The organism is Paenibacillus sp. RC84 (genome assembly GCF_041260495.1).
Taxonomy (GTDB): Bacteria; Bacillota; Bacilli; order Paenibacillales; family NBRC-103111; genus Paenibacillus_F.
Genome location: NZ_JBGBYL010000012.1, coordinates 24,314 through 48,800, shown reverse-complemented (window position 1 = coordinate 48,800; position 24,487 = coordinate 24,314). Strand labels below are relative to the sequence as shown.

At 56.7% G+C, this 24,487-nt stretch carries 23 protein-coding genes; 17 read left to right on the top strand and 6 right to left on the bottom strand.

All coding sequences use genetic code 11. The features are described from left to right. The first annotated feature begins 55 nt into the window (after positions 1–55). A complete protein-coding gene (locus ABH899_RS24945; protein ID WP_370001349.1) occupies positions 56–901 on the top strand; it encodes a glycosyltransferase family 2 protein in 846 nt (281 codons plus the stop codon). Positions 902–979: 78 nt separating this feature from the next. Then, positions 980–4,132, top strand: a complete 3,153-nt coding sequence (locus tag ABH899_RS24940) for an NTTRR-F1 domain (protein ID WP_370001348.1) — start codon at positions 980–982, stop codon at positions 4,130–4,132. A gap of 153 nt (positions 4,133–4,285) precedes the next feature. Here ABH899_RS24940 and ABH899_RS24935 read toward each other — a convergent pair whose 3' ends face one another. Further along, positions 4,286–5,683, bottom strand: a complete 1,398-nt coding sequence (locus ABH899_RS24935) for a hypothetical protein (protein ID WP_370001347.1) — start codon at positions 5,681–5,683, stop codon at positions 4,286–4,288. A gap of 187 nt (positions 5,684–5,870) precedes the next feature. Between ABH899_RS24935 and gcvH the strand changes: the two genes are divergently transcribed. Further along, positions 5,871–6,263: a glycine cleavage system protein GcvH gene (gcvH, locus tag ABH899_RS24930; protein WP_009673270.1), complete on the top strand. Its 393-nt coding sequence runs from the start codon at positions 5,871–5,873 to the stop codon at positions 6,261–6,263. A 191-nt stretch (positions 6,264–6,454) separates the two neighbouring features. Here gcvH and ABH899_RS24925 read toward each other — a convergent pair whose 3' ends face one another. Next, positions 6,455–6,898 (bottom strand): helix-hairpin-helix domain-containing protein, encoded by a 444-nt coding sequence (locus ABH899_RS24925; protein ID WP_370001346.1) that lies wholly within the window; start codon positions 6,896–6,898, stop codon positions 6,455–6,457. Between the two features lie 329 nt (positions 6,899–7,227). After that, on the bottom strand, positions 7,228–8,391 hold the full coding sequence (locus tag ABH899_RS24920; RefSeq protein ID WP_370001345.1) for a glycosyltransferase family 4 protein: 1,164 nt from the start codon (positions 8,389–8,391) through the stop codon (positions 7,228–7,230). Between the two features lie 311 nt (positions 8,392–8,702). Between ABH899_RS24920 and ABH899_RS24915 the strand changes: the two genes are divergently transcribed. Further along, positions 8,703–9,446 (top strand): YheC/YheD family protein, encoded by a 744-nt coding sequence (locus ABH899_RS24915; RefSeq protein ID WP_370001344.1) that lies wholly within the window; start codon positions 8,703–8,705, stop codon positions 9,444–9,446. Between the two features lie 25 nt (positions 9,447–9,471). After that, complete coding sequence (gene panD, locus ABH899_RS24910) at positions 9,472–9,864, top strand: aspartate 1-decarboxylase (RefSeq protein WP_370001343.1); 393 nt, start codon at positions 9,472–9,474, stop codon at positions 9,862–9,864. An 82-nt stretch (positions 9,865–9,946) separates the two neighbouring features. Here panD and ABH899_RS24905 read toward each other — a convergent pair whose 3' ends face one another. Continuing rightward, the gene (locus ABH899_RS24905) at positions 9,947–10,846 is read right to left on the bottom strand and encodes a manganese catalase family protein (RefSeq protein ID WP_370001342.1); all 900 of its coding nucleotides are present in this window, start codon (positions 10,844–10,846) and stop codon (positions 9,947–9,949) included. Positions 10,847–11,004: 158 nt separating this feature from the next. Between ABH899_RS24905 and solA the strand changes: the two genes are divergently transcribed. The 4 genes from solA to hisJ all read left to right on the top strand — a co-directional run bounded on the left by solA (position 11,005) and on the right by hisJ (position 14,173). Further along, positions 11,005–12,135, top strand: a complete 1,131-nt coding sequence (gene solA / locus ABH899_RS24900) for an N-methyl-L-tryptophan oxidase (RefSeq protein WP_370001341.1) — start codon at positions 11,005–11,007, stop codon at positions 12,133–12,135. 127 nt (positions 12,136–12,262) lie between these two features. After that, positions 12,263–12,448 carry a KGG domain-containing protein gene (locus ABH899_RS24895; protein ID WP_009673287.1) on the top strand — a complete coding sequence of 62 codons (186 nt, stop codon included), beginning with the start codon at positions 12,263–12,265 and terminating at the stop codon, positions 12,446–12,448. A 234-nt stretch (positions 12,449–12,682) separates the two neighbouring features. After that, a complete protein-coding gene (locus tag ABH899_RS24890) occupies positions 12,683–13,174 on the top strand; it encodes a FixH family protein (protein ID WP_370001340.1) in 492 nt (163 codons plus the stop codon). A gap of 162 nt (positions 13,175–13,336) precedes the next feature. After that, positions 13,337–14,173, top strand: coding sequence for a histidinol-phosphatase HisJ (gene hisJ, locus ABH899_RS24885; RefSeq protein WP_218231459.1), 837 nt, complete (start codon positions 13,337–13,339; stop codon positions 14,171–14,173). Positions 14,174–14,424: 251 nt separating this feature from the next. On the opposite strand, the gene ABH899_RS24880 is transcribed toward hisJ, so the two are convergent. After that, complete coding sequence (locus tag ABH899_RS24880; RefSeq protein ID WP_370001339.1) at positions 14,425–14,766, bottom strand: LSm family protein; 342 nt, start codon at positions 14,764–14,766, stop codon at positions 14,425–14,427. Between the two features lie 328 nt (positions 14,767–15,094). On the opposite strand from ABH899_RS24880, the gene ABH899_RS24875 reads away from it, so the two are divergent. Both ABH899_RS24875 and ABH899_RS24870 read left to right on the top strand, forming a co-directional pair. Continuing rightward, the gene (locus ABH899_RS24875; protein WP_218231461.1) at positions 15,095–15,640 is read left to right on the top strand and encodes a GNAT family N-acetyltransferase; all 546 of its coding nucleotides are present in this window, start codon (positions 15,095–15,097) and stop codon (positions 15,638–15,640) included. Positions 15,641–15,743: 103 nt separating this feature from the next. After that, entirely contained in the window at positions 15,744–16,433 is a 690-nt protein-coding gene (locus ABH899_RS24870; RefSeq protein ID WP_009673288.1) for a copper homeostasis protein CutC, read from the top strand. Between the two features lie 642 nt (positions 16,434–17,075). Here ABH899_RS24870 and ABH899_RS24865 read toward each other — a convergent pair. After that, positions 17,076–18,248: a glycosyltransferase family 2 protein gene (locus ABH899_RS24865; protein ID WP_370001338.1), complete on the bottom strand. Its 1,173-nt coding sequence runs from the start codon at positions 18,246–18,248 to the stop codon at positions 17,076–17,078. 283 nt (positions 18,249–18,531) lie between these two features. Here ABH899_RS24865 and yyaC point away from each other — a divergent pair, with 283 nt between their 5' ends. From yyaC to ABH899_RS24835, 6 genes are all read left to right on the top strand, one after another. Then, positions 18,532–19,110, top strand: a complete 579-nt coding sequence (gene yyaC, locus ABH899_RS24860; RefSeq protein ID WP_218231463.1) for a spore protease YyaC — start codon at positions 18,532–18,534, stop codon at positions 19,108–19,110. Positions 19,111–19,445: 335 nt separating this feature from the next. Beyond that, a complete protein-coding gene (locus ABH899_RS24855) occupies positions 19,446–21,266 on the top strand; it encodes an ABC transporter ATP-binding protein (protein WP_370001337.1) in 1,821 nt (606 codons plus the stop codon). Between the two features lie 90 nt (positions 21,267–21,356). Then, positions 21,357–21,812 (top strand): hypothetical protein, encoded by a 456-nt coding sequence (locus ABH899_RS24850; RefSeq protein ID WP_009673267.1) that lies wholly within the window; start codon positions 21,357–21,359, stop codon positions 21,810–21,812. 119 nt (positions 21,813–21,931) lie between these two features. Continuing rightward, positions 21,932–22,216: a hypothetical protein gene (locus ABH899_RS24845; protein ID WP_218231466.1), complete on the top strand. Its 285-nt coding sequence runs from the start codon at positions 21,932–21,934 to the stop codon at positions 22,214–22,216. Positions 22,217–22,385: 169 nt separating this feature from the next. Then, on the top strand, positions 22,386–23,447 hold the full coding sequence (locus ABH899_RS24840; protein ID WP_370001336.1) for a copper amine oxidase N-terminal domain-containing protein: 1,062 nt from the start codon (positions 22,386–22,388) through the stop codon (positions 23,445–23,447). 290 nt (positions 23,448–23,737) lie between these two features. Beyond that, on the top strand, positions 23,738–24,451 hold the full coding sequence (locus ABH899_RS24835) for a winged helix-turn-helix domain-containing protein (protein ID WP_370001335.1): 714 nt from the start codon (positions 23,738–23,740) through the stop codon (positions 24,449–24,451). Positions 24,452–24,487: the final 36 nt, after the last annotated feature.

Here is a 24,487-nt window from a genome sequence, read left to right as displayed (position 1 = left end):
ACTGTCTCTTATCCACGCACATATTCTAGCAGGAATCCGAAAAAGGAGTGAGAGAATGGGAGCTTTAACTTCGATTATTATATTGACCCGGAACGGGCTGAAGCATACCCGGGCTTGTGTGGAAAGCGTGCAAAAGTACACGTCTTTGCCGTACGAATTTATTTTTGTGGATAACGGATCGACCGACGGGACTTTGGCTTATTTATCAACGGTCCGGAATGCTACCGTGCTTGCCAACTCTGTGAATAAAGGCTTTGCCGGGGGCTGCAACCAGGGAATCCGGGCGTCCAAGGGAGACTACCTGCTGCTCCTGAACAACGACGTCGTCGTTACGGAAAATTGGCTGGAAGGGCTGCGCGGCTGGCTCGATTGGGACCGGACCATCGGCATCGTCGGACCTGTTTCCTGCAATGTGGCGCCGATTCAGCGGATTCAGCCGGACCCTTATCAGACCATGGACGAGATGCAGCAGTTTGCGCGCAAGTGGAGAGAGCAAAACATAGGCATGGGATTTTATCCGCACCGGCTGATCGGTTTTTGCATGCTATTTCATAAAAAACTGATTGAAACCATCGGAGGATTCGATGAGCGATTTTACCCCGGCGGGTATGAAGATGACGATTTTTGCCTTCGTGCCCGGCTCAGCGGAAAAATTTTGTGGGCTGCCTGCGACGTTTACGTGCATCATCACGGTCACGCGACTTTTACGGCTAACGGACTCGCCTGGAACGAACAAGGCCTCTACAATGCGGAAATATTCCGGAATAAATGGAATTTGGAAGTTTCTGCGATCGAACTGGAAAAAACGGGTTACAATCCGAGCCTCATCGTCGAGAAGGTTAAAACCTTTTGCCCCGAAAAGCATTTCGTGCCGTTGGGTGAAGAAGACGGTTTGGCGTGAGCCCGAATTTTTTTACACAGGATAACTCTACAAACCAACTACGTTCGCAGTTCATAGATTAATAGAGGAGGTGAGGTTATGACCGTTTTATTTAACAATTTGATTCAAAACGGCGGCTTCGAGCTGGGAAGCATGGATGCCTGGGGAGCCTATAATGCCGTTGCGGTGAGTACAAATCCCAAGGTCGGCGCAAATGCTTGCCTATTGACCGGTGGAAATGTAGGAGCGGGGATCGTTCAGGCGGTTTTCGCTTTGCCGGGAGAAAGTTATGCGGTGTCCGCTTCTTTTGCCAAAACCGGCACCGGTACGAGTCCGCAAGTTAACGTAACGCTGGCTTACTACGATTCCTCGTATTTGTTCATTTCGAACGGAGTAGCTACCACGATCCAGCAGGGAACCCTTCCCGATGTGGCAACCGGATCCTGGAAAATGCTATATGAGGTGACCGGTGTGGTGCCTGCGAATGCGGCTTATGCCTCTTTGCTGGTGACTCTTTCGCCATTGCAAAATTCATCGAACGTGCTGCTGGACGAAGTGGTTGTCATGAATGCAAGCGCATCGGGCGTCACGGGTGCGACAGGGGCAACAGGCCCCGCGGGTCCGACCGGTCCGACTGGCCCGTCTGGAAGTACGGGAGCCACGGGAGCTGTAGGGGCGACAGGTCCTACAGGTGCGGCTGGGCCGACAGGGGGGACTGGTGCTACCGGGGCTGATGGAGCGACAGGAGCAACGGGAGCCGACGGAGCCACGGGTGCAACCGGAGCTGATGGAGCGACAGGAGCAACGGGGGCCGATGGAGCGACGGGTGCCACGGGAGCCGACGGAGCGACTGGTGCAACCGGAGCTGACGGAGCAACAGGTGCGACCGGAGCTGATGGAGCTACAGGAGCAACGGGAGCTGACGGAGCGACAGGTGCAACGGGAGCCGATGGAGCGACGGGTGCGACCGGGCCTACTGGAGCGACAGGAGCAACGGGAGCCGACGGAGCGACGGGTGCAACCGGGGCCGATGGAGCCACAGGTGCAACCGGGGCCGATGGAGCCACAGGTGCGACCGGGCCGACTGGAGCGACAGGAGCAACTGGGGTCGATGGAGTGACAGGTGCAACGGGAGCCGATGGAGCGACGGGTGCAACGGGAGCTGATGGAGCTACAGGTGCGACCGGGCCTACTGGAGCGACAGGTGCAACAGGAGCCGACGGAGCGACAGGTGCGACTGGAGCAGATGGAGCGACAGGTGCAACGGGAGCCGATGGAGCAACAGGTGCAACGGGAGCTGACGGAGTCACAGGAGCGACCGGAGCCGATGGGGCCACAGGAGCAACGGGAGCCGACGGAGTGACAGGTGTAACAGGAGCCGATGGAGTGACAGGTGCGACCGGACCGACTGGAGCGACAGGTGCAACCGGGGCTGATGGAACCACAGGAGCAACCGGGGCTGATGGAACTACAGGAGCAACCGGGGCTGATGGAACTACAGGAGCAACCGGGGCTGATGGAGCTACAGGAGCACCAGGAGCCGACGGAGTGACAGGAGCGACCGGAGTTGATGGAGCGACAGGTGCAACGGGAGCCGACGGAGCCACAGGAGCAACCGGAGCTGATGGAGCGACAGGAGCAACGGGGGCTGACGGAGCGACAGGTGCCACGGGAGCCGATGGAGTGACAGGTGCGACCGGAGCAGACGGAGCGACAGGAGCTGATGGAGCCACAGGAGCAACCGGGCCGACTGGAGCGACAGGAGCAACTGGGGCAGATGGAGTGACAGGAGCGACCGGAGCTGATGGAGCGACCGGGCCGACTGGAGCGACAGGAGCAACTGGGGCCGATGGAGCGACAGGTGCCACGGGAGCTAACGGAGCAACAGGTGCCACGGGAGCTGACGGAGTCACAGGAGCGACCGGAGCCGATGGAGCCACAGGAGCAACCGGAGCCGATGGAGTGACAGGAGCAACTGGAGCCGACGGAGCGACAGGAGCAACGGGGGCTGATGGAGCGACAGGAGCAACGGGGGCTGATGGAGCCACAGGAGCAACGGGAGCCGATGGAGCGACAGGAGCGACCGGAGCTGACGGAGCCACAGGTGCAACCGGGGCCGATGGAGCGACAGGAGCAACAGGAGCCGACGGAGTGACAGGTGCCACCGGAGCCGACGGAGCCACAGGAGCGACCGGGCCGACTGGAGCGACAGGAGCAACTGGGGCCGATGGAGCCACAGGAGCGACCGGGCCAACTGGTGCTACAGGAGCAACGGGAGCCGATGGAGCGACAGGTGCCACCGGAGCTGATGGAGCTACAGGAGCAACGGGAGCCGATGGAGCGACAGGTTCGACCGGAGCTGATGGAGCGACGGGTGCAACGGGAGCTGATGGAGCGACAGGAGCAACGGGAGCCGACGGAGCGACAGGTGCGACCGGGGCCGATGGAGCCACGGGTGCGACCGGGCCAACTGGAGCGACAGGAGCAACCGGGCCGACAGGAGCAACTGGGGCCGATGGAGCCACGGGTGCGACCGGAGCCGACGGAGCCACAGGAGCAACCGGAGCTGATGGAGCCACAGGAGCAACGGGAGCCGACGGAGCCACGGGTGCGACCGGGCCAACTGGTGCTACAGGAACAACGGGAGCCGATGGAGCGACAGGTGCCACCGGAGCCGACGGAGCCACAGGAGACACCGGGGCTGATGGAGCCACAGGAGCAACGGGAGCTGATGGAGCCACGGGTGCAACCGGAGCAACAGGAGCGACCGGAGCTGATGGAGCAACAGGAGCGACCGGACCGACTGGTGCCACAGGCGCCGATGGCGCAGCGGGAACCGGCCTCACCTCGTTTGCCAGCCGGAGAAATACGGGAGGGACATCGGTCACCGCAGGGGGACTGGTCCCGTTCAACACGGCCGGCGTCCAATACGGCACGGCTATTACGTTCAGTCCGGCTGCGCCGACGACGACTTTTCTGATCAACGAACCGGGCTATTACCGGGTAAGTTTTCTCATCTATACGGGAACGCTCAGTCTGCTGTCTTCGGTGGCCGCAAGTTTCAGCGGGACGGCAGTGCCGCAGCCGAGTGCCACGGTATTTTCACTGGCATTGGCGGGAGGCGTATTGACAGGCGATCTGCTCTTCCAGGCGGTAACGACGGGAAGCCTTACGGTTTCCGTGTCCGGTTTGACGTTAACGCTCAGCGGTACGGGAACGAACGCCCAGATCACGGTAGAAAAATTGGATTAACCCGCGTTCGCTTTCTTTTCGAGGCTCTCTGTCTTGCGGCAGAGAGTTTTTTTTCAGCACAAAAACCCTCGGAAGGAGAATGGGCTCGCCGCCTTTCTCCCTCTGAAGGTTCTGTTTTTACAGATAGACTTAGGGGTGTATACGGATATCTTTTTACTTATATTCCCCGATCAAATAGTTGTAAAAAGGCTCGTCGACCCAAAACCGGTAAGACTCAACCTTGGTAGCCGGGCTGATTTTGCGGATGCCCTCCGCAATGGCTTCAGGCTTGTCGGCCAGGGAAAAGGTTTGGGCATAGTAGTGGCCCTTAGTGATTTTATTGTTGGCAATGACTTTGTAATCCGGCAGCTCGGTCCGGGAATAATACAGCGGCTGCCACCAAGAATGAGCAATAAGGCCGCTCTGGTCTTCACTGTTCTTCTTGGCGTATTTCAGGACGATTTCCTGGAACCGGTCTTTTTGCCCGGCTGTCGCGAACTCGAATGAAAGGTCATACTCCTTGGCATAGGCTATGTAGTTCCCGTTGTCGATCTGCACAACTTTGTAATCGTCGGTTTGAACGGGCTCGCCCCATTCTTTCAAGTAAATAAAAGCGGAGGTTTTCGGCTCCAGTTGGACGCGGGCATCGATATTTTCACTGCGTAGGAGTCCGATGAGCTGAAGGGCGTGGTCAATTTCGCTGTGTCCGTATGTAAGGGAACGCGCGCTGTCAAAGTGAGGCGTATACCGGTCGTCTTTTACGTTGTAGCCGGTAATCAGATCGGCTTGCAGCGCTTTGTCCACGATGGTTTGCAGATCGGGCTGCTGGATCAGGTTCTGGACATTCCATGCGTCGCGTACCTTGCGGAGTATGTCGGGATCGGAGACCCGGCCCAGCTCATGCTTGTACAGGCCCTGCAGTTCCAGCACGCGTCCGAGCAAAATTTCCGCGTAAGAGGCGGGGGCAGGCTCGTTACGCTGAAAAGCGCCATGCAGTCCGGCGGGCAGAAGCTCCGTATCCGCGGCTGCGGCGAGTTCCTGGGCGGCCTGCGGCGTCAGCTGCGGGATTTCATCGTCCGCATGAAGCTTGGCGAGCGAACGTGCCGCTTTCTCGGCGGGATAGGTGTAGGCGAGCTCTTTTAAACCGGCTGCTTTCACGGCCATGTACACGGCAGTGCTCTGTGTAAGGGGCTGATCGCCATCGAGCCGGTCTTGGGTGAGGATTCCTTTTTCGTACAACGCCAGAGCGGATTTGTAATAGGGACTGCTTTCCTTAATGTCCTGAAAAGGATTCGGTTTGTCTGACGGCTCCAGGTTAAGAACAGCGGCCAGAGCCTTAACAAAGTCGCCCTTTGTCGGTGCGGACGGCAATGTATAGCCGAACTGGTCTTTCAAGAACTGCCGGTATTCCTCGGATATAAGGGTGGTTTGCTCCGCCGTCCGGAGAGCGGCAGCTGCCGGAACACTCGCTCCTTGTCCGTAAGCCGGGCCTGACCACACCGTTAGAAGCAGAGCGCCTGCGGCAAGGAGAGAGCCGAACCGGGTCGCGTTAAGCCGTATAGATGCGTTCATGGAATGAACCCCTTCCTTAAATTTATTTATTCCAATCAGAAAAGTAGGAATTTATCAGGATAGTATCACCCTTTAAATAAGCTGTCAATACAAGGAAAGAACTTTGCCCGCTCCCGGCTTGACTTCGCCGTTTTCATTCGGGTAAGCTAAATTTATTAACGGCAGTCAAAAGTGAGGCGGTAATAACGTGAGCGAAGTAAAATCCGGATTGTTATACTCCAAAGAACACGAATGGGTCGAAGTGCTTTCCGATACGAAAATCCGTGTAGGCATGACCCCTTTTGCACAAGAGCAGCTTGGCGACATTGTATTCGTCGAACTGCCGAAAACGGGCGCTTCCGTCAAAGCCGACGACATGCTGGGCAGTGTGGAATCGGTCAAAACGGTCTCCGACCTGATTAGTCCCGTTATCGGAACGGTCGCCCGAATCAACGATACTCTGGAAGAATCTCCGGAGCTGGTGAATACGGACCCTTACGGCGCAGGCTGGGTGGCCGAAATCGACATTTCCGGCAAAGAAGCCTTGGACGGGCTTATGACCGCCGATCAGTATCAGGCTTATATCGTTTCGGAGCAGTAATCGTTTGCCGCTCCGAGCTGCGGCACCCTGCCGGAAATTTCCGGCAGGATGCTTTTTTTGCAGGACGAGTGAATCCGCCCATAAAAAAATGTTCCGGTTCGTTTTCGAATCCGGAACTTCTTTTGCTGCTGCACGAGGCTTTTTGCCGGGGCACGCCTGACACGGTTAATTAAACTAATGTTTCCCGTTATTTAATCCGGCCTGTCGGCATATCCAAAAGCACTTCTGTAATTTTTCCTTTCCTCAGTAAAATCCCACCATTGCTTGTCGCTGCCAGGATTATTAGCATAAAATACAATAAATCTAAATTGATCCTCTACACATGGATCTATTCTCTCCATATATAACTCTTCCAATTTTTTGAATAAACTTGCACCATCTTTTTCTTTCAGCTCCTGCAATTCATAGTAACCCAGTTTAATTAAATCTTTTGCAAATGCCGGTCCAATTGAAGGCACACTTTGAAATTCGGACGCTGCCTTTAATTCTTTGGCTCTTAATTCCGATACCTTCATGATTAAACATAGGTCATTCACTGATATTTTGTGAATATCACTTAAAAGTATTTTGTTTTTTCTGAGTCCTTGCCGTTCTTGAACGGTTAATTCTAACTTTGGAGTTTTATTTAATCTCATTTTTGCTCCTTATAGAATTTTATATTTTAATGGGTGAGAAAGCTGAAGAGAATAACCGGTCGGACCATTCTCAACCTCATCAAATAGTACCATAAAGCTGGTTAAGCTGAGGAACAAATTGTATCGGCATTGTTGCCGTCAGCTTAACAAATAAGGAGCAGATGCCACCGGCAAGCTGCTCCTTATTTTGTTCCACAGTCGTTCTCTACCAGTGGAACTTATGTTAATGATTGCTGTTCATAAGTTGCTCCGCTTGTCGTTTATCGTTTACATAACTGTTTTCCCTCAATAATCATGCGTTTCCCAAGCATCCATACGCCATCCCGGCCTCAACGCCGCCTTTTGGAGGCGATCGTCTTCTCGATGGCTCTTTTCATCGCGTGTCCGGCGCGCGTCCATGTCCACCGGCTCATATCCCTGCGCCCCCGGAGCCCCTTCCGCCTGCATAACCCGGGGTGTTCGTAAGCGCGTCTCATTTGTTTTTTCAGAGAGCCGAGATCCGGCTCCGCCCAAAGCTGCCCCTTCTGGGCAAACAAGTGGCGGAAGGAGCGGGAGATCGCTTTCTTCATACCGGCTGCGGGCGGTTTCAGCTTATACGGGACGAGAAAGGAATTGGCCCTTGTCACAAAATCCATGTGACCGCCCCAGCCTGTCGCGATGACCGGAGTTCCGCTGGCCAGCGATTCCAGGAACGGCAGGCCGACGCCTTCTCCGCGCGTGGGAAGTACGAACGCATCGCCTGCGGTATAGACTCCCCGCACCGTACGGGGGTTGGTCGAGCCGGTCAGGAGATGAAGGGGGGCCGTCTTGTGCCGGATTCCCAGCTTTTTTTTGTAGGCCGCGATGCGGCCGCGGATCCATGCGCCCGATTCTTTCGAGCTGAATCCGCTCGTTTTGATCAGCAGCGCCGCGCGGTCCCTGGCGGAAAATTCCTCCCAGAAAGCCCTGAGCAGGGTTTCGGGATTTTTGCGGTGCTGGAAGGTGAAGACGGAGACGAACAGGAAGGCGCCCTTTTTTGTCACGGCCAGCTTCTTGTTCCGGGGATTAAACGCGCGGGAATCCACTCCGTGCGGAACGATGTATACGGGGACGCGGACCCCGCTTCTTCTCATGGCGATTCTGTTCTGCACGGACGGCACGCAAACGGCGTCGAACCGGTTGATGTTCGGGAGCCAGTTCCGGGGGATTTTCGTCGTCTCCCAGACCGCATTCAAGATGAGATAGTCGTACTTTTTTCTCGCTTGCGCGATATTCAGAGTATGCGGCAGGCGATGGTAAACCAGCACTTTCGGCTTCTTCCGGACCAGAGGCCTGCGGGCCAAGGCAAGCATGAGCCTTTTGGATGGGGTGGAGAGGGACGAACGCCTGCGCGCGGGGATTACTTTGACATGAACGCCCAACCGGTGCAGCGCAAGCACATATTCACGGCCGGCAGTTCCGATTCCGTTGTCGCCCAGCACGGGCCCGTTCCATATGACTTGATAATGACTCACCGTTATCCATCCTTTTTCACAAATTGGCAAAAAATTTCTTCATACGTTCTCTCTTTCTATAGAGGAGTTCCGCTTCGCTGTCCCCACCTGAAAAACATTACTTTAGTTTACGGAAGCCGTTCAGGCTTTGAAACGGATAAGAAACTATTTTGCCCTATCACTTGAAGGCTCTTTCCCGATCTTTGAAAAATAGGGTCGGCTGCACAGCGGCCGCTAGAACAGACGCCTTTTCCATCCGGTACCCGCTCTCATATATATAAGGAGCGGTCTATGAAAGAAAGTCTATCCGGATCGGAAAGGTGGCCGAAAGCATGGCGGTTCGCGCGAGGTTTAACAAGTGGTCCAAATACAAGTTTATGAGAAATGCCGCCGGGCTTGTCCCTCATCTGCCTGCAACGAGTCCGATGTCGGAACGTTCCTTCGGGGAAATGTCGGAGCGGTACGGCCGGGTCGTTGTCAAACCCGTTGGCGGGATGCAGGGGCAGGGCATTTTCCATGTGTCGTGCCTGCCCGACGGCCGGTACGAAGTGCAGCATGAAAACCGCAGGATCAAGCTGGCGGGCAGGAGGAAGACTTACGCTTTTCTGAGTAAGCAAATCGGTTCTCAAAGCTATATCGTCCAGCAGAGTATCGACCGGGCGACGGTCGGAGAGAGGGCTTTCGATCTGCGTATTATCGTTCAGCGGAAAAAAAATTCGCGCCGCTGGATTGTTACCGGGCGCGTGGCGAAAGTCGTGGGCAGCGGCTATTTCGTTTCGAACACATCCAGAAAAGGCAAGCTCCTGCTTCTGGACGAAGCGCTCGGCCGCTCTTCGCTTCACAGGCTGTCCCGGAAAGCGCTGCAGGAACGGATCGATGGGGTCGCTCTTGCATGCGCGAAGACGCTGACGGAACATTTTCCGAGGCAGGTCATCTACGGTATTGATATCGGGCTGGACAAGCGCGGAAATGTTTGGATTTTCGAAGGGAATTTGTATCCGGCCATGTCTCATTTCGTGAAGCTCAAAGACAAAACGATGTACCGCCGCATCAAGGCTTACGGCGAAGGCCAGTAAAGAACGAGGAAAGGGGACGCGGGGCATGTTCAGAACGATGATGAAATCCAAGCTCCACCGGGCCACCGTTACGGAGGCCAATCTGAACTATGTAGGAAGCATCACGATCGACGAAGATCTGATGGAGCTTGCGGACCTTCTGCCCAATGAAAAGGTTCAGATCGTGAACCTTAACAACGGATCTCGGATGGAGACGTATACGATAACGGGTCCCAGGGGATCGGGATGCGTCTGCCTGAACGGGGCGGCGGCAAGGCTTGTGCAGCCGGGCGATGTCGTCATCATTATTTCCTACGCGTTAATGAGCGAGGAAACGGCGGCGGACTACGTGCCCAAAGTGGTTATTTTGGAAGAAGGCAACAAAGTTGCGTGCGATCGTTATGTGGAAAAACACTCCACCGTGCCGGACCCTTCCTGACAGGTCCTCTTGGCGGCGCAGTTGAAAAAGATCCCGAAAATCCTTCCGGAGCAGTCTGCCGGAAGGGTCTTCGGGGTTGCCGTTATAACCCTGCTGAGCGCTGGAGGCGCTGGGCGATTTTCATGAAATCTTCCATGGAGATGCCGGGCGCAAATTCTTCGGGAACTTCTTCCAAATCCGGAACGGGACCGGTGTGCTCGGGTATTCCCTCGATGACTTCAAGAGGCTGACCGTCTTCGGGATGCTCGCCTTTCCATATGTAACGGATGTCCTGGTAGTCCGTATCGCTGAAAGTGTACAGCTTCCGGTGAATGCCCTGGGCTTCGAATTTACGCGTCGTTTCGAAAGCGCTGTTGCTGAGATTGGGCACCGGGAGCATTTTCGTGACGTCCACGCCCGTGGCCACCTCAAGAGCTTTAGCATAGGCCACAATGTGCACGCCTCCCCGGACGAGCAGATAGCCGATCATTTCCCGGGCGACGGGATGGCTGGTCATTTCGTAGACGCGCATTTTGTGCGTCCGGGCGCCGCACTCCAGAAAGAAATTGTGAAGCAGGTCGAGAATAAGATTGCCGCTGGTAAACACATAATCCCCGTTCCAGGGCTTGCCCATGGAATCGACGGGCAAGGAATTCTGAGCGGCGAAAATAAAATGCTGGGTATTCCGTTTGTCGACGGCATCCCGCATGGGGGTAGTATCGGGATCGCCCGGAAAGGTCGATCCCGTCAGCACCAGATTGATCGTATTGGCGACTAGCTCCACATGGCCGAATTCTTCCGCGGTAATGCTCGCCACCAGATCGTAAAAGGGCTTCAGTTTCTTTTTATTGCGGAAGTTAAAAGACTGGTACATATAATTGTTCAACGTGGACATTTCGCCGAAACGTCCCCCGAGGAGTTCCTGAACGGCGGCAGCGGCATTGGCGTCGGGTTTATCCGGCTTTGGCAGCTCGATGGCCAGACGGTTAAAGCGTTTAATCAAGACAGTTTCCTCCAAACCGCGTGATATAGGTAACGTTACGGTTAGACATATGTGGGACGGCTTGGTTAATATGCTCGGTCCTTGGCTGCGCATTGACACCTTCTCAAGCGGGGTGCTAACGTCAAGATAATGAAGAGCGAGGAAGGAGATACCGCCACATGCGCACCCGTTACGACGTGATCATTATCGGAGCCGGCTCGATGGGCCTGAGCGCCGGTTATCAGCTTGCATCAAGCGGCGTGCAGACGCTGCTCCTCGATGCGGGCAATCCCCCGCACGAGGAAGGCAGTCATCACGGGGAAACGAGGCTCATCCGCCATGCCTACGGCGGAGCCTCCGCGTACGTGCCCCTTGCGCTGCGCGCCCGGAAGCTGTGGGAAGAGCTGGAGCGCCTATCCGGCGAGACGCTGCTGCGGCCTACGGGCGTGCTGAACGTGAGCCGCGAAGAGACGGCCAACCACCGGAGCAAAATCGCCAACGCGCAGCGGTACGGCGTTCCGCTGGAAGAGCTCGATGCCGCCGAAATCCACCGGCGGTGGCCGGGCTTCTCCCTGCCGGAGGGCTGGAGCGGCCTCTACGAGCCGGACGGCGGGGTGCTGCTCAGCGAAACCTGCCTGCGCGTCTACCGGAGACTGGCGCTGGAAACGGGCGCGGAGCTGCTGACGGATACGCCCGTCCGGTCCGTGCGGCTGGACGGCGGCGAAGCGTCCGTGACGACACCGGCCGGAACCTTCACGTCCGGCCGTCTGATCGTCACGGCTGGAGCCGCGGCCGCAGGCATCCTGCCGGGCCGTTTGCTTCCCGTGACGGCAGTCCGCAAAACAGTGGCTTGGTTCCGGGCCGAAGGCGGGCTGTACCGGTCCCCCGGCTTTCCGGGCTTTACGGTCCATACGGGGCTGGGGGAATATTACGGGTTCCCCGACTTCGACGGTTCGGGAGTCAAGGTAGGCCGGCACGATGAGGGGATTCCCCTGAGTCCCGGAGAGCCGAAGCATCCGTTCGGGAGAACGGCAGCGGACGAGGAGGAGCTTCGCGCCTTTATGGAAGCGTACCTCCCGGGCGCCTCGGGTGCGCTGCTGAAGGGCAAGGTCTGCCTGTACGAACGTACGCCGGACGAGGATTTTATCATCGGACGGCTGCCCGGGCATCCGCATGTGAGCATTGCGGCGGGCTTTTCCGGACACGGGTTCAAATTCGCGAGTGTCGTGGGCGAAATTTTGCGGGATCTGACCGTCCATGGAAGGACTTCTCTGGATCTGACTCCTTTTTCGCCGGAGCGGTTCAATTGATTTTAACCAGTGAATTACCAGTTTTTCGTTTCGGAACCTCTCATTCGGGTAAGTAATAGACGTAGGCGGCAGTTAAACAAGACTTCCTAAGATGCCTGCAAATTTACCGTTTGAGGAGTGGATCATCATGGCTGACAAAATGTCTCGAGAAGAAGCAGGACGCAAAGGCGGAGAAGAAACCGCACGCACGCACGACAAAGATTTCTACCAGGAAATCGGACGTAAAGGCGGCGAATCCCGCGGAAACGACAGCGGCAGAAGCGATGGCAAGATGAGCCGTGAAGAAGCGGGAAGAAAAGGCGGACGCAGTTAAGACGATGAACGTGATCTCGACATATAAAAGGACTTGCAGCCCCCGGTTGTAAGTCCTTTTGCTGTGCGAATTAAGCCGGCTCGCGCCGGATTGTTCACGGAATCGTTACAAATAGGGCCCAGGTGAGCTATCCCTCTTTTGCAGGCATCCCGGTATAATAGGTTTGATTGATGGGAAAAGATGAAAGCAGCCGTAAAGGCATCAGGCCATGCGGTTTAGGGGGATTGAAGATAAATGACTGCACATAAACAGGAAAATTCCGCCGGTCGTTCCGGTTTGAAATTAACATTCAGGCGCAGGGGTGTCGGCACGGCCGTTCTTCTGCTGGTGCTGACAGCGGCGCTTGCCGGCTGCGGTTCGGGAGGCGGCGGACATGAAGGGCACGGAGGTCAAGGCGCGGGCCAAGGGACGCTGGATACGCTGAATCCGATCGAAGCCAAAGTGAAGCTGCCGGCGGAACCGGTCAAAAAAGGGACGGAAGCGGCGGTTGAAGTCACCGTCACCCAGGATGGCAAGCCGGTGAACGATGCGGACGAGGTTCTTTTCGAAGTATGGAAAGAAGGCGCCCCGGACGACAAGCATGAGAAGATTAAAGGAACCCACGGCAAGGACGGCTTGTATACCTTGAAGAAGAAATTCGACGAGCCGGGAACGTATCTGATTATTTCCCACGTCACGGCCAGAACGATGCACACGATGCCGCAGGTGAAGCTCCAGGTGGAATAGCCCGGCATCGGGTATCCTTATGCTTCCCGATGCAAGCGGGCGGGTCCGGATGGAAATCATCCGGGCTTTTTTGCCGATAAGAAGCCCGGCGTTGCCGTGCTAACCGGGCCGCGCTATACTCAAGTCAGACAAGCCGCAGAGACTGAGGAGGATAAGTACGCCATGACATTCAAATGGGACGGTCATACGCACACGAAGTTTTGCTATCACGGAAATCCCGCCGAGGAACCGGCATACTTGGACCGGGCGATAGAGCTCGGCTTCGAACGCTACACCATCAGCGAGCACCCGCCGCTGCCGGATAAGTGGATCGACAACCCCCGGCTCATGGCGGAACTGGCCATGCCGATGGAGGAGCTGCCGGACTATTTGGCCTATGCCGAAGAGATGAAAGCGAGATATGCCGGCAGGATCGAAGTGACCGTGGGCCTCGAGATGGATTACCTGTACGGCAGGGAAGACTTCTCCGACGCGCTGCTGGATCAGTACGGAAGCCGGCTCGAGGACGTCGTCGTATCCGTCCATTATCTTCCCGGAGCGGGCGGCATGCGCTGCATCGACTTCTCCGCGGACGACTTCCGGGAGGGCTTGCTCGCCCATTACGGGAGTATGGACGCGGTAGCCGAAGAGTACTACAACCACGTCGAGAAAGCGATCGAGTGGGCGGCCGGGCTGCCTATGCGCAAGCGCCTCGGTCACGTGCAGCTGATCGAGAAGTTCCGCGAAGCGCTTCCGCCGATCAGCCCGGAACTGATCGAGCGCAGGCTGACCGCGCTGCTGCCCAAACTCCAGGAGGCGGGCGTCGGCATCGACGTGAACGTCGCCGGTCTGCGGGTGCCTACCTGCGGGCAAACCTATGTGCCGCGGTGGTTTCTTGCCGCTTGCGCGAACCGGGGCATTCCGCTGATTTACGGCTCCGATACGCATAAACCGGAGCACGTGGGAGCGGACTGGGCCTGGTTTGAGACCGCTTTCGGCGCGAGCCGCGCGGAAAGCTGAGAGAAGCGGCCCTGTGAAGCGGCGCACGGAGCGGCCGCTCGAAAGCCGCGTAAAGCACCTGAGGCCGTAGGGGAAGTTCGCCCTTACGGCCTCAAATCCGCGGCGGGAAGCCGCCGGAGCCGGAAAGCACCGCCAAGGGAGGCCGCGTCAAACGGGCCGTTTCCGGAGGCGGTGCTTTTTGCGCAGCGGGCGGCTTCTTCGCGCTGTAAGGACGCGGGGAGAAACACCCGCGTCCGCCGCTGACTCTTGTTCTACATCAATAGAACAAGAGTCAGCAGATCGAACAGGGCCAGCGTGAGGATCGTCTCGTTGCTCGGAGCGGGGGGAAAGAATCCCCTTTCCGCGAATTCATCAGGCGGCTGCCCGTATGGACCTGTTCTTCCATATCCGTTAACATGGCCGGAAATATACCCCTGCCCGTATCCCGTGTCAGGGCCGTAGCCGTACCCCTGGCCGCCGGATACTTTCAGCCGGACATAATTCGGGTCCACTCCGATAATCATCCCGTCATAAGTGCGGCCCGATTTGGTCTGTACCCGGACGTGACGGTTCATATACGATTTGCACAAACAATAAAAATCCTCTTTGTACATGGCTGGAATCCCTCTGTTTTCCGTTCTCTTCCCTTCAGCTTATGTGCGGACGCCCTGCCGGGCGTGGGCATTCGGCCTGTTTTGGGCGCTCCGCTCGCGGCGGGAGATACATCCGGAAGGCGAAAGCCCCATACAATGGAGCAGGAAGCCAAAGAGAGGAGGCGAAGAGCGGTCATGGCCGCGATCAAAACCAATTCCGAACAGACCGGGGCTGCTTGCCCGGCTTTTAGACAGGCAGGAGTCGCCCTTGGGGGACTCCTGTCTTTTTTCTTGACAAGAAGAGGTACAGCCCCTAAAGTAGATGGAAATTTACAGGAGGGACGCCGAGATGAGAATATGTCAGGTCGACGAAGAAATCAGTCTGGAATTATTGGAGCTTAAGCATGCGGAAGCCTTGTTCCGCCTGACGGACGACAACCGGGAGCAGCTCGGACAGTGGCTGTTCTGGGCATACGACACGAAAGAAGTCGGGGATTCCGTCGCATTTATCCAGTCTACATTGCACGCGTTCGCAGAAGGCAAATCGCTGGCCGCCGCCATCATGGTCCGGGGAGAACTGGCCGGGGTCATTGATTATCACGCGCTGGTTCCCGCTCACGGAAGGGCCGAAATCGGGTACTGGCTCGGTAAGGCTCATCAGGGCCGGGGAATTATGACCCGTGCGTGCCGGGCGTTCATCGGATACGGGTGGTCCGAAAAGAACCTCAACCGCATAGTCATTATGGCGGATATCGAGAACGCGGCAAGCCGGGCTGTTCCGCAGCGGCTCGGTTTTACGCTTGAAGGCGTGATGAGAGAATGGGAGGTTAAGGAGAGCGGCAAGCGCGACATGGCTCTCTATTCCATCCTCCGCAGAGAATGGACGGAAAATTGAATTTTTTGGATGAAAAGAAGAATCCGGGCCGTTCCCGTGATAAAATAAGAGTCGACCGGCGCTTTTGTGCCCGATGACTAGAACGGATCAGGAGGAGATTTTTATGTTATTGGAAGTGATCGCAACAACAGTCGGCGACGCAATCGCGGCCGAACAGGCCGGGGCGGACAGGCTGGAACTGGTGACCGGCATGAAAGAGGGCGGATTGACTCCGAGCGCGGGCCTTATCGAGGGCACGGTGCGGAGCGTGAAAATTCCTTCCGCCGTCATGGTGCGGCCTCACAGCAAATCGTTTGTTTACGACGCGGACGATGTGCGCGCTATGCGTAGAGATATCCGGCTTATCCGCGAAACCGGCGCCGCCGGTATCGTGATCGGTACGCTTACCCCGCAGAACGAGATCGACGTTCCGGTGCTGGAAGCGCTGCTGGAGGAAGCCGGCGGGCTGGAAGTGGTGTTTCACCGGGCGTTCGACGCCGTGCCGGATCAGATTGCGGCTTTCCGACAGCTCTCCGGCTACAAGCAGATCACTCGCATTCTGACATCGGGCGGCAAGCCGAGCGCGCTGGATGCCGTAGACCGGATGAAGGAGCTGGTGGAGCTCAGCCGCGATTCTCATATCACGATATTGGCCGGCAGCGGACTGAATGCGGAATCGCTTGAATCTTTCGTAAAAGACACCGGCGTGACGGAAGTCCACTTCGGCGGCGCCGTCCGCGGTCCCAAAGGCGTGGAAGACGATATCGCCGCCGAGAAAATCCGGGAGATCCGTGACATACTGGCGCGTTGTTAGTGGACAGGCTCTCCGATACGGATGGGGGCACAAGGCTGACGGGGCGGCTTCCCGGAGATGACACCGAACGACCCCGGACGGCCTGACAGCAGGAGCTGCTGCGCATTATTCCGCGGCTCTTGAAGCGGCCCATACTAACAGGCCGGTTTTTCCTTCGCGGGAGAAACCGGCCTGTTTGCCGGGCGCGGCCGCCGGACTGCCCTTGAGTGTCAAACGCCGGGTACATGGGTTTGGCTTTCCGTCATGGGGCGCCCCCAGCGGGCTCGGGATTTGCACGCCAGTTGGCGGAACTTTCTTCCACCGCCCGTAATACGGGTAGGCAAAAAAGGCTGTCCCACTGAAAGTGAGGCAGCCTTTTTTGCATATTCGATCATGGGGGTACGAACTGGGGTAAGCCGGGCAGCTGTTGCAGGAAGACCGAATCGTCGTCTTTAGCCTGCTTTCCTATTTACGGCTGGATGTTTGTGTAAGCCGTAAGCAGACTGACCGTAAGGAGCAGCGCGCCAAAGGCGTACTTGTACATTCTTGTCGGCACAGTGGACATGGAAGACTCTCCTCCTCTTTTTTATTCCTCTTCATTATACAATAAACAAAATGCTTCAGTTGTAAACATTCTGTAATGGTTTCTTTCACAATTGATCTTTATTTCATTTTTTTAAGGTCCGTCAAGGAATAAAACGTCTCGCGCCAGTAGACGCCGCCTTGTTTGAGCGCCAGTCCCACGGACCGGACAAGCACGTAGACAAGCACGGCTGCGCTCGCCGGAATGGCGAGGGTATCGAGGCCCGGTGAACCTGCCATCATCCGGATCTGCTTCCGGTAAAGGGCCGTCATGATAAGCACGCTGGCCAGATGGACGAGACTGCGCCAATCGCCGTAGAGCAGCATGCCGAGCCAAGGAAACGTAAACAGGAGGAGCTGGCCCGCTCCGGCCGCCGCCGCTAAAGAAACTTTGTAGCCGAAACCGGAGAACAGATTTTTCTCCAGTCCCCGGACGGCCGCTCTCATGCTCGGATACCACTCGACCTGCAGCCTGCTCCGCCCCGATGCGAGGCGCTGGCGGAGACCGGCCAGCTTCACCCGCGCGCCGAGCTGGAGGTCGTCGTCCGGCCGGAGGGCGATCGCTTCGTGCGTTCCGATCGCTTCATAGGCCCGCCGGTGAATGAGATTGAACGCGCCGATGCCCGTGCCGCCTTTCCGCTCCCCGTCCAGATTCGCGCGCCAAGGGCGCGTGAACAGGCTTAGCGAGAAGAGGAAGTGGCGGATGAAGCTGCGCAGCCAGAACGTGGGCGCCGTCATGCGGGGCGTGAGCGTCAGATGGTCCGCATGCTCGCTCAGCGCAAAGCCGACCGCTTCCCGGACCGTGTCCGGGTGAAAGCGGATATCGGCGTCGGTAAAGAGCAGCCACTGACCGCGGGCCTGCCGGTAGCCCTGATAGAGGGCGTGGTTTTTGCCGAGCCATCCGTCCGGCAGGCGCGTCACGTGGATCACCCGCACGGGGATATGGATATCCCCGCGCTCCTCGGACCACCGTTTGAGCTCGTCCAGCGTGCGTCCGGTACCGTCCTGCGAGCGGTCGTTTACGACAATCAGCTCCAGCCGAGGATAGGTTTGCGCGAGCAGATGCCTCAGCGTATCGCGAATTGTCGTTTCTTCCTCTTTGGCGGCGATAATAACCGAGACGAGAGGCGGGGGATCGGGCAGCGGACCGGAAGGGGGCAGTTCGCGGAACAGCCTTGCACCCCGCAGGTGATCGGCCAGCATGGCCAGCCAGTAGAGCAGGATAAGCAGAGCGAATATTCCGGCTATGGACATGAGCGGCCTCCTTGTGGAACAATAATAGGGAACTAGGGGAAGAGCGCTGTCCGTGATTTTATAAACAGGCCTCTTCCTTGAAAAGTGGAGAATAACCGGTTGTACGCGGAAAGCACGACAGGAAAACCGGCTTTTTCTTGCCGGTTGTCTGGCCGTTTTTGTCCGGGTGAGCACAGCACCGTGTATTTGCAGGTCCATCAGCTCAGCACATCTTGGAACCGGGACATAGCAGCTAGTCTTAACGATTTGTCAAAACAGCGTATCAAAGAAAGGAGGCCTTCGCATGGACCATTCCCGGAACGACGCGGAAGCCGCAAGCCTTGCCAAACCACCGGCTTCCAAAGCCTCCAAAGACGGCTACTGGAAAAAAGTATCCGGAAGACAGCTTCCCGCCTTCCTTTCGGAAATCCGGGAAGAAGCGGGCGCCGCGCTTCCGTGCGTGTTCGTGTGCATCGGCACCGACCGCTCGACCGGAGACGCGCTCGGCCCGCTCGTCGGCTCCATGCTGGCCGAAGCCGGTTACAGCGTCATCGGCACCCTGGAGCATCCCTGCGATGCGAGCAATCTTGTGCAGCGGTTGGAGGAAATCCCGTCGGGAGCCCCGGTCGTCGGCATCGACGCGTGTCTGGGACAGCCATCTTCCGTCGGGCTGTACCAGGTGTCGAACCGGCCGATCTTCCCGGGCAAGTCGCTCGGCAAGAACCTTCCGCTCGTCGGCGACTACACCGTCGCCGCGATCGTGAACGCCGACGGCCCCCGGCAGTACGCCGTCTTGCAGACGACCTCGCTGAACCGGGTGATCGGCATGGCGAGGGAAATCGCCGCAGCCGTTCAAGCGGCGTTCCCCCCGGTCCGCGCTTAGGCCGTCTGTTCGGCGGCGGATCGCTGCGCGAACTCCCGCACCCGCTAGGCGCGGCACACCGTGGCCCTGCTTAAGCGGCGGCTGTGCGGCGCTTTGCGCGCCCGCCCGGTGTGCCAGGCGGAACGACAGCTGCTTCCCGGGAGCCCGCAGTGTGTAGTCTCCGGCGCGAGACCGCTTAAGTATGCTTTTATTATACATTTGCTTCCGCTATGTTGCGAAGCCTGCGTCCCTGAGTCCGCCCGATGAAACACGCGGACAACCAGCCGCAGGCTTGTATGCTTTTGTAAACTTTTTAACCCGCACACACGAATAAAACAGGGAGATGAACCATACACATGAGAAACGGATTTGGCGGAGGACTGGGCGAACGAAACGGGGGAAGAATGCCCAAAGCGACCCTCAAAGAAGTATCCCTGCGCCGCATCTTGGGACTGTTCCGGCCTTACCGGGGTCAATTGACCGTAATCGTCCTGCTGGCTCTCGGAGGAGCCGTACTCGGCCTCGTTCCTCCGCTCGTTATGAAAGAGATCATTGACACCGCCATCCCGCAGCAGAGCTTCCGGCTCCTTGCCGTCTTCGCCGTTCTGCTTGTCGCTCTGCCGCTGCTCAGCGGCATGCTCGGAGTGGCGCAGAATCACTTGAACACCAAAGTCGCCCAGGGTGTCATGCGGGATCTGCGGATGACCCTTTTCCGCAATCTCCAGCGGCAGTCCATGTCCTTCTTTACCGCAGCCCGGGCCGGCGAAGTGGTCCAGAGGCTGACGGAGGACATCCAGGCGGTCCAGACTGTCGTCACCAGCCTCGTCGTGTCGTCGATTACCCAGATCGTCATCGTCATCACGACCGTCGGCATCCTCTTCGCCCTCGACTGGCACCTGGCCATCGTGGCGCTCATCATCCTGCCCGCCTTCATTTTGCCGGTACGCAAAGTCTCCGGCGTCCGCAAGCGCCTGCGCGGAGAAACGCAAAAAGTCCGCGCCGATATGTCGGCGCAGCTCGGTGAGATTTTCGGCGTCTCCGGCGCTATGCTCACCCGGATTTTTACGCGCGAGAAAGAGCAGGAAGAGCGGTTCGGCGGAATGAACCAGCAAGTTATGGATCTGGAGCTCCGTCTCAATCTGATCGGCCGCTGGTATATGATGTTTCTCGGGGTGCTGGGCCCGCTCGGCACCGCGGTCATATATATGTACGGAGGCTACTCCGTCATTCAGGGAAGTATGAGCATAGGCGGTATCGTGGCCTTTGCGGCCTATCTCGGACGGCTGTACAGTCCTGTCGGGACGCTGCTTAATCTGCATGTGGAGGTGGCGACCGCGCTAGGCGTCTTCCAGCGTATTTTCGATTATCAGGATATGAAAGCCGAAGTGGAGGAGGCGGAAGGGGCAGCCGAGCTCCCTCCGGTGCGCGGAAGCATAGCGGTGCGCGATGTTTCATTTGCCTACTCACCGGGTAATACGGTTCTATCCGATATTTCCTTCCAAGCGGAAGCGGGTGAAGTTGTCGCACTGGTCGGTCCCAGCGGAGCGGGCAAATCGACCCTTATCAGTCTGATGGCAAGACTCCATGATCCGACGGAGGGCAGCGTAGAGATAGACGGATTCGATGTGAAAAAGGTTAGTCTGTCGTCGCTCCGCCGTCAGATTGCCTACGTTACGCAGGAATCGTTCCTCTTTCATGCCACCGTGCGGGAAAACCTGCTCTTCGCCAAAGAAGACGCTACGGAAGAAGATCTTGTCCATGCTTGCCGCCAAGCGTATATTTACGACTTTGTGCAGTCTCTGCCGCAGGGCTTCGACACCATGGTCGGAGAACGCGGGCACCGGCTTTCGGGCGGTGAAAGGCAGCGTCTGGCAATCGCCAGAGCCCTGCTCAAAAATCCGCGCATCCTGATTCTGGACGAAGCGACTTCCCACCTGGATTCGGAATCCGAAGCATTCGTTCAGGCTGCCTTGGAGCAGCTGATGAAAGACCGGACGACGCTGGTCATTGCCCACCGCCTCTCGACGATTCTCCATGCGGACCGCATCCTGGTTCTGCAGAAAGGAAGGATCGTGGAGTCCGGCACCCACAAGGAAATGATGGAAGTTGACGGTCTCTACGCACGTCTGTACCGGACGCAGTTTCGCGGACAGACAAATGACACGACGGCCCCTTGAATCTAAACAAAGAACACCGATGGTTCCAATCGGATATTTCGGAGTACGGCGGAGATGCGTACTGTAACGAATTCAAAGGAGGAATTTCCAATGAAGGAGTTCAGTAAGACGCTGGCAACGATGACGAGGCCCTTTTCATTTGTTCACAAGACGTTAAGCGAGTTTGGTTTCGTGCGTCCTCGTACCCACGAAAACCAATTATATGTCACCACCTTTGCGGATTCCATTACGCAACGTGTCTATACGCTGGCCATACCCACCCGGCTTCTGGAGAACGGGCATACGGAAGTGTATCTCGGCCACACCCGTTTCGAAACGGAAGAGCTGCCGCCTTCCCGTGTCGTCGAAGCGGCCATTTGCCGGATGAAAGAGCTTGCCGATTATTTGAACCAGCCGAACAAACGCCCTCATACCGTCGAGACGGCAAGCAACGGGTACATGGCGACGGATTCTTACGATATCCGCAGGCTGGGCAACGAAATGAAAAAAATGAAAACCAACAGCGAGTTGAAGCAAACCGGACTGATTCCCGATCCCATTCAGTAGCTCTCATAGAAAGGGTCAGGAGGCCCCGCTGCGGCGCGGGTCTTTTCGGGTTCCGCTTTTTCTTTTTCCGGCGGCTTCGGCTCCGCTGTTCTCATATACGAACAAAAGGAGCGTTGACGATGACACCGATTCATCATATAAACTACCGGAACGACCATAATGAGGTGTACTGCTGCCTGAGAAATAAAGTCGTGGAGTTGGACGACCGGCAGAAGAACGATTTCTGCAGCGGCTGCCAGATGTTTGCGGGCTTTGCGGGAGGCAAAGGTGTGGAATGCGAGTGGGAGGACATGAGGGACGTGCCGAACCCGATGCAGGTGCTCGACCCCATGAAGGAGTTTATCAGCAACCAGATCCGCAAGATCGAGCTGGACGATCCGACCGTTATGGCACATGGAAATTAAGCCCTATAAAGTGTGTATGCCAACAAGGTATATACACTTTTTTTATTTTTTTCGCCTTAAATACCCAGTTCATTCCTTATAAATTTGTATGTTTATGCAACAATTATGCATGATTTACGTCTGAAAAGAAGTAAGTCACTTTCATCACATACAGAAGGGAAAGAACAGCATGAACAATGGAATGAAAAAAGGACTGGCCGTTCTGGCCGTATCCATGGCTATGACCACGGGGGCAGCATACGCTTCGCCGGCTGTCGTAACGAAAGCGGACAACATCGTCCCGATCAGCGCGGAAGTGTCGCAGTCCGTACAAGTGACCGTTAACAATCAGGTTCTGGATGCCGAAGGATATGTGAAAGCGGGAGCCAAGGAAGCGATGATTCCTCTTCGCGCCGTGGCCGAAGCGATCGGCATGGAACTGAAATGGAACCAGGAGGATTACTCCGTCGAACTTTCCAAAGACCGCATCTGGACGCGCGTAAAAACCGGTGAAGACCGTTATGTGCTGAACAAAATGTACAAGCCGCTCGGCACCGCTCCAGAGCTGATAGACAGCAAGCTGTACGTGCCGGTTTCGTTTGCCAGCGAAATTCTTCATGGAACCGTAAACGCTCAGGGCAAGTCCGTTTCCATTTCTTTTGACGAAAAGAAGGAGAACGTGATGACAAAAGGCGTTGTAACGTCCATCCGCAATGCGGACGGCTATAAAGCGGTGCAAATTCAGGGCTTCGGCACGGCGGGACTCGTTCTCAACGTGGGCGACGACACTGTATTTGCCACTGACAAGGGAGACAAGCTTACGTTCGATCAGCTTGCGCTCGGTCAAATCGTCGAAGCGGAGCACTCCATGGTCATGACAATGAGTCTGCCGCCTCAAACGCCTACATACAAGATTACCGTGTCCGGTTACTCGGCGGATGCCGAGAAGCTGCTCGGAACCTCCGGTACCGTGGAAGAAGTGCGCACGGGTGATGACGGCAGCCAAAGCTTGACCATCAAAGGTCAAGGGCTCACCGAGCAGTCCCAGAGCGAAATTGTGCTGCGTCTTTCCGATGCGACGGAAGTCATCAATAAAGAAGGCGCCAAAGCGGACAAAAAAGCGCTCGTTAAAGGCGCGAAAGTCATCGGCTTCTACAACGGCGCCATGACGAAAAGCCTGCCTCCTATCGGCGGAGCGGTGAAGATCGTCGTAGACGTCGAGCCGGAAGCGGCTGCAGCCCAAGCGGAGTAAGAGAAATTAGGCGGACTCCGGCTGCGCAAGGGCCGCTGAAACGGCCGGCCCTGCATCGGCATTAAGAAAGGCAGTTCCCGTTCCCAAACGGGGGCTGCCTTTTTTATATTCAGGTATAATCTTTCTTTTTTTATTTATGAAAAGGAATTATTTTTTAAAAATAATTGAAAATATTTCCTGGTTCTGGTATCTATAGGATAAGACTATCCTTCCAAGTTTACCGGGTTAACCGCTAACGCCGCTGAAAACTTAGCTTGTTTCATAAACTACGCAAGGGGGAGGCTCCGCTGATGACAATCGCGATCTATACAGATGACCCGGATATGGCCCATGTGCTTTCTTATTTTTTTAACGAAACGGTTTGTTCCGTTCACGCGAGATCTGAACTCGGCGGCCTCCCGGGACCGGGCAGCGGGCAGGCGATACTGGCTGTGGGCAGCCCGGACGAGAAAGACTGGTTCCGGCTTAAGCGTTCCGTCAAACTGGGAACAACGACTTACTTGATGATCCGTGAACCTATGACCCCGCTGGAAACGGTCTATGCCAAAGAAATCGGCGTGAGAGAAATATTGATGGACCCCGTTGCCCGTCTTAAAAGCAAGGCCGCCGAAACGCCGGATAAACTGATCTCTGTCCTGGTCTGCCCGGGACTGTACGAAGCGGCGGCCGGTTCCGAGCTGGTCTACATCGGGGAAGGGACCTACTTTCATCCAAAACAGTTCTGTATCAAATACGGCAGTACAAGGACCGAGCTTTCGGAGAAAGAAGCGGCGCTGCTTACGTTCTTTGTGGAGAACGAAGGGATTGTCGTGACCAAGCACACCATTGCGGAAAAGCTCTGGGGCGGGTACATCCAGCCGGACGGAATCTCCAAGGTGATCGCCCGAATGAAGAACAAGCTGGGGCCCGCCCGCGAATTGATTTCCTCCCGGCAGCTGGGCGGATTTATGTATGTCAAAGAGCGGGAGACAGCGGAGTACGCCGTTACCCGGCTCCTAAAATAAACCCCCTGTCCCGCTTGTATACGGGATAGGGGGTGG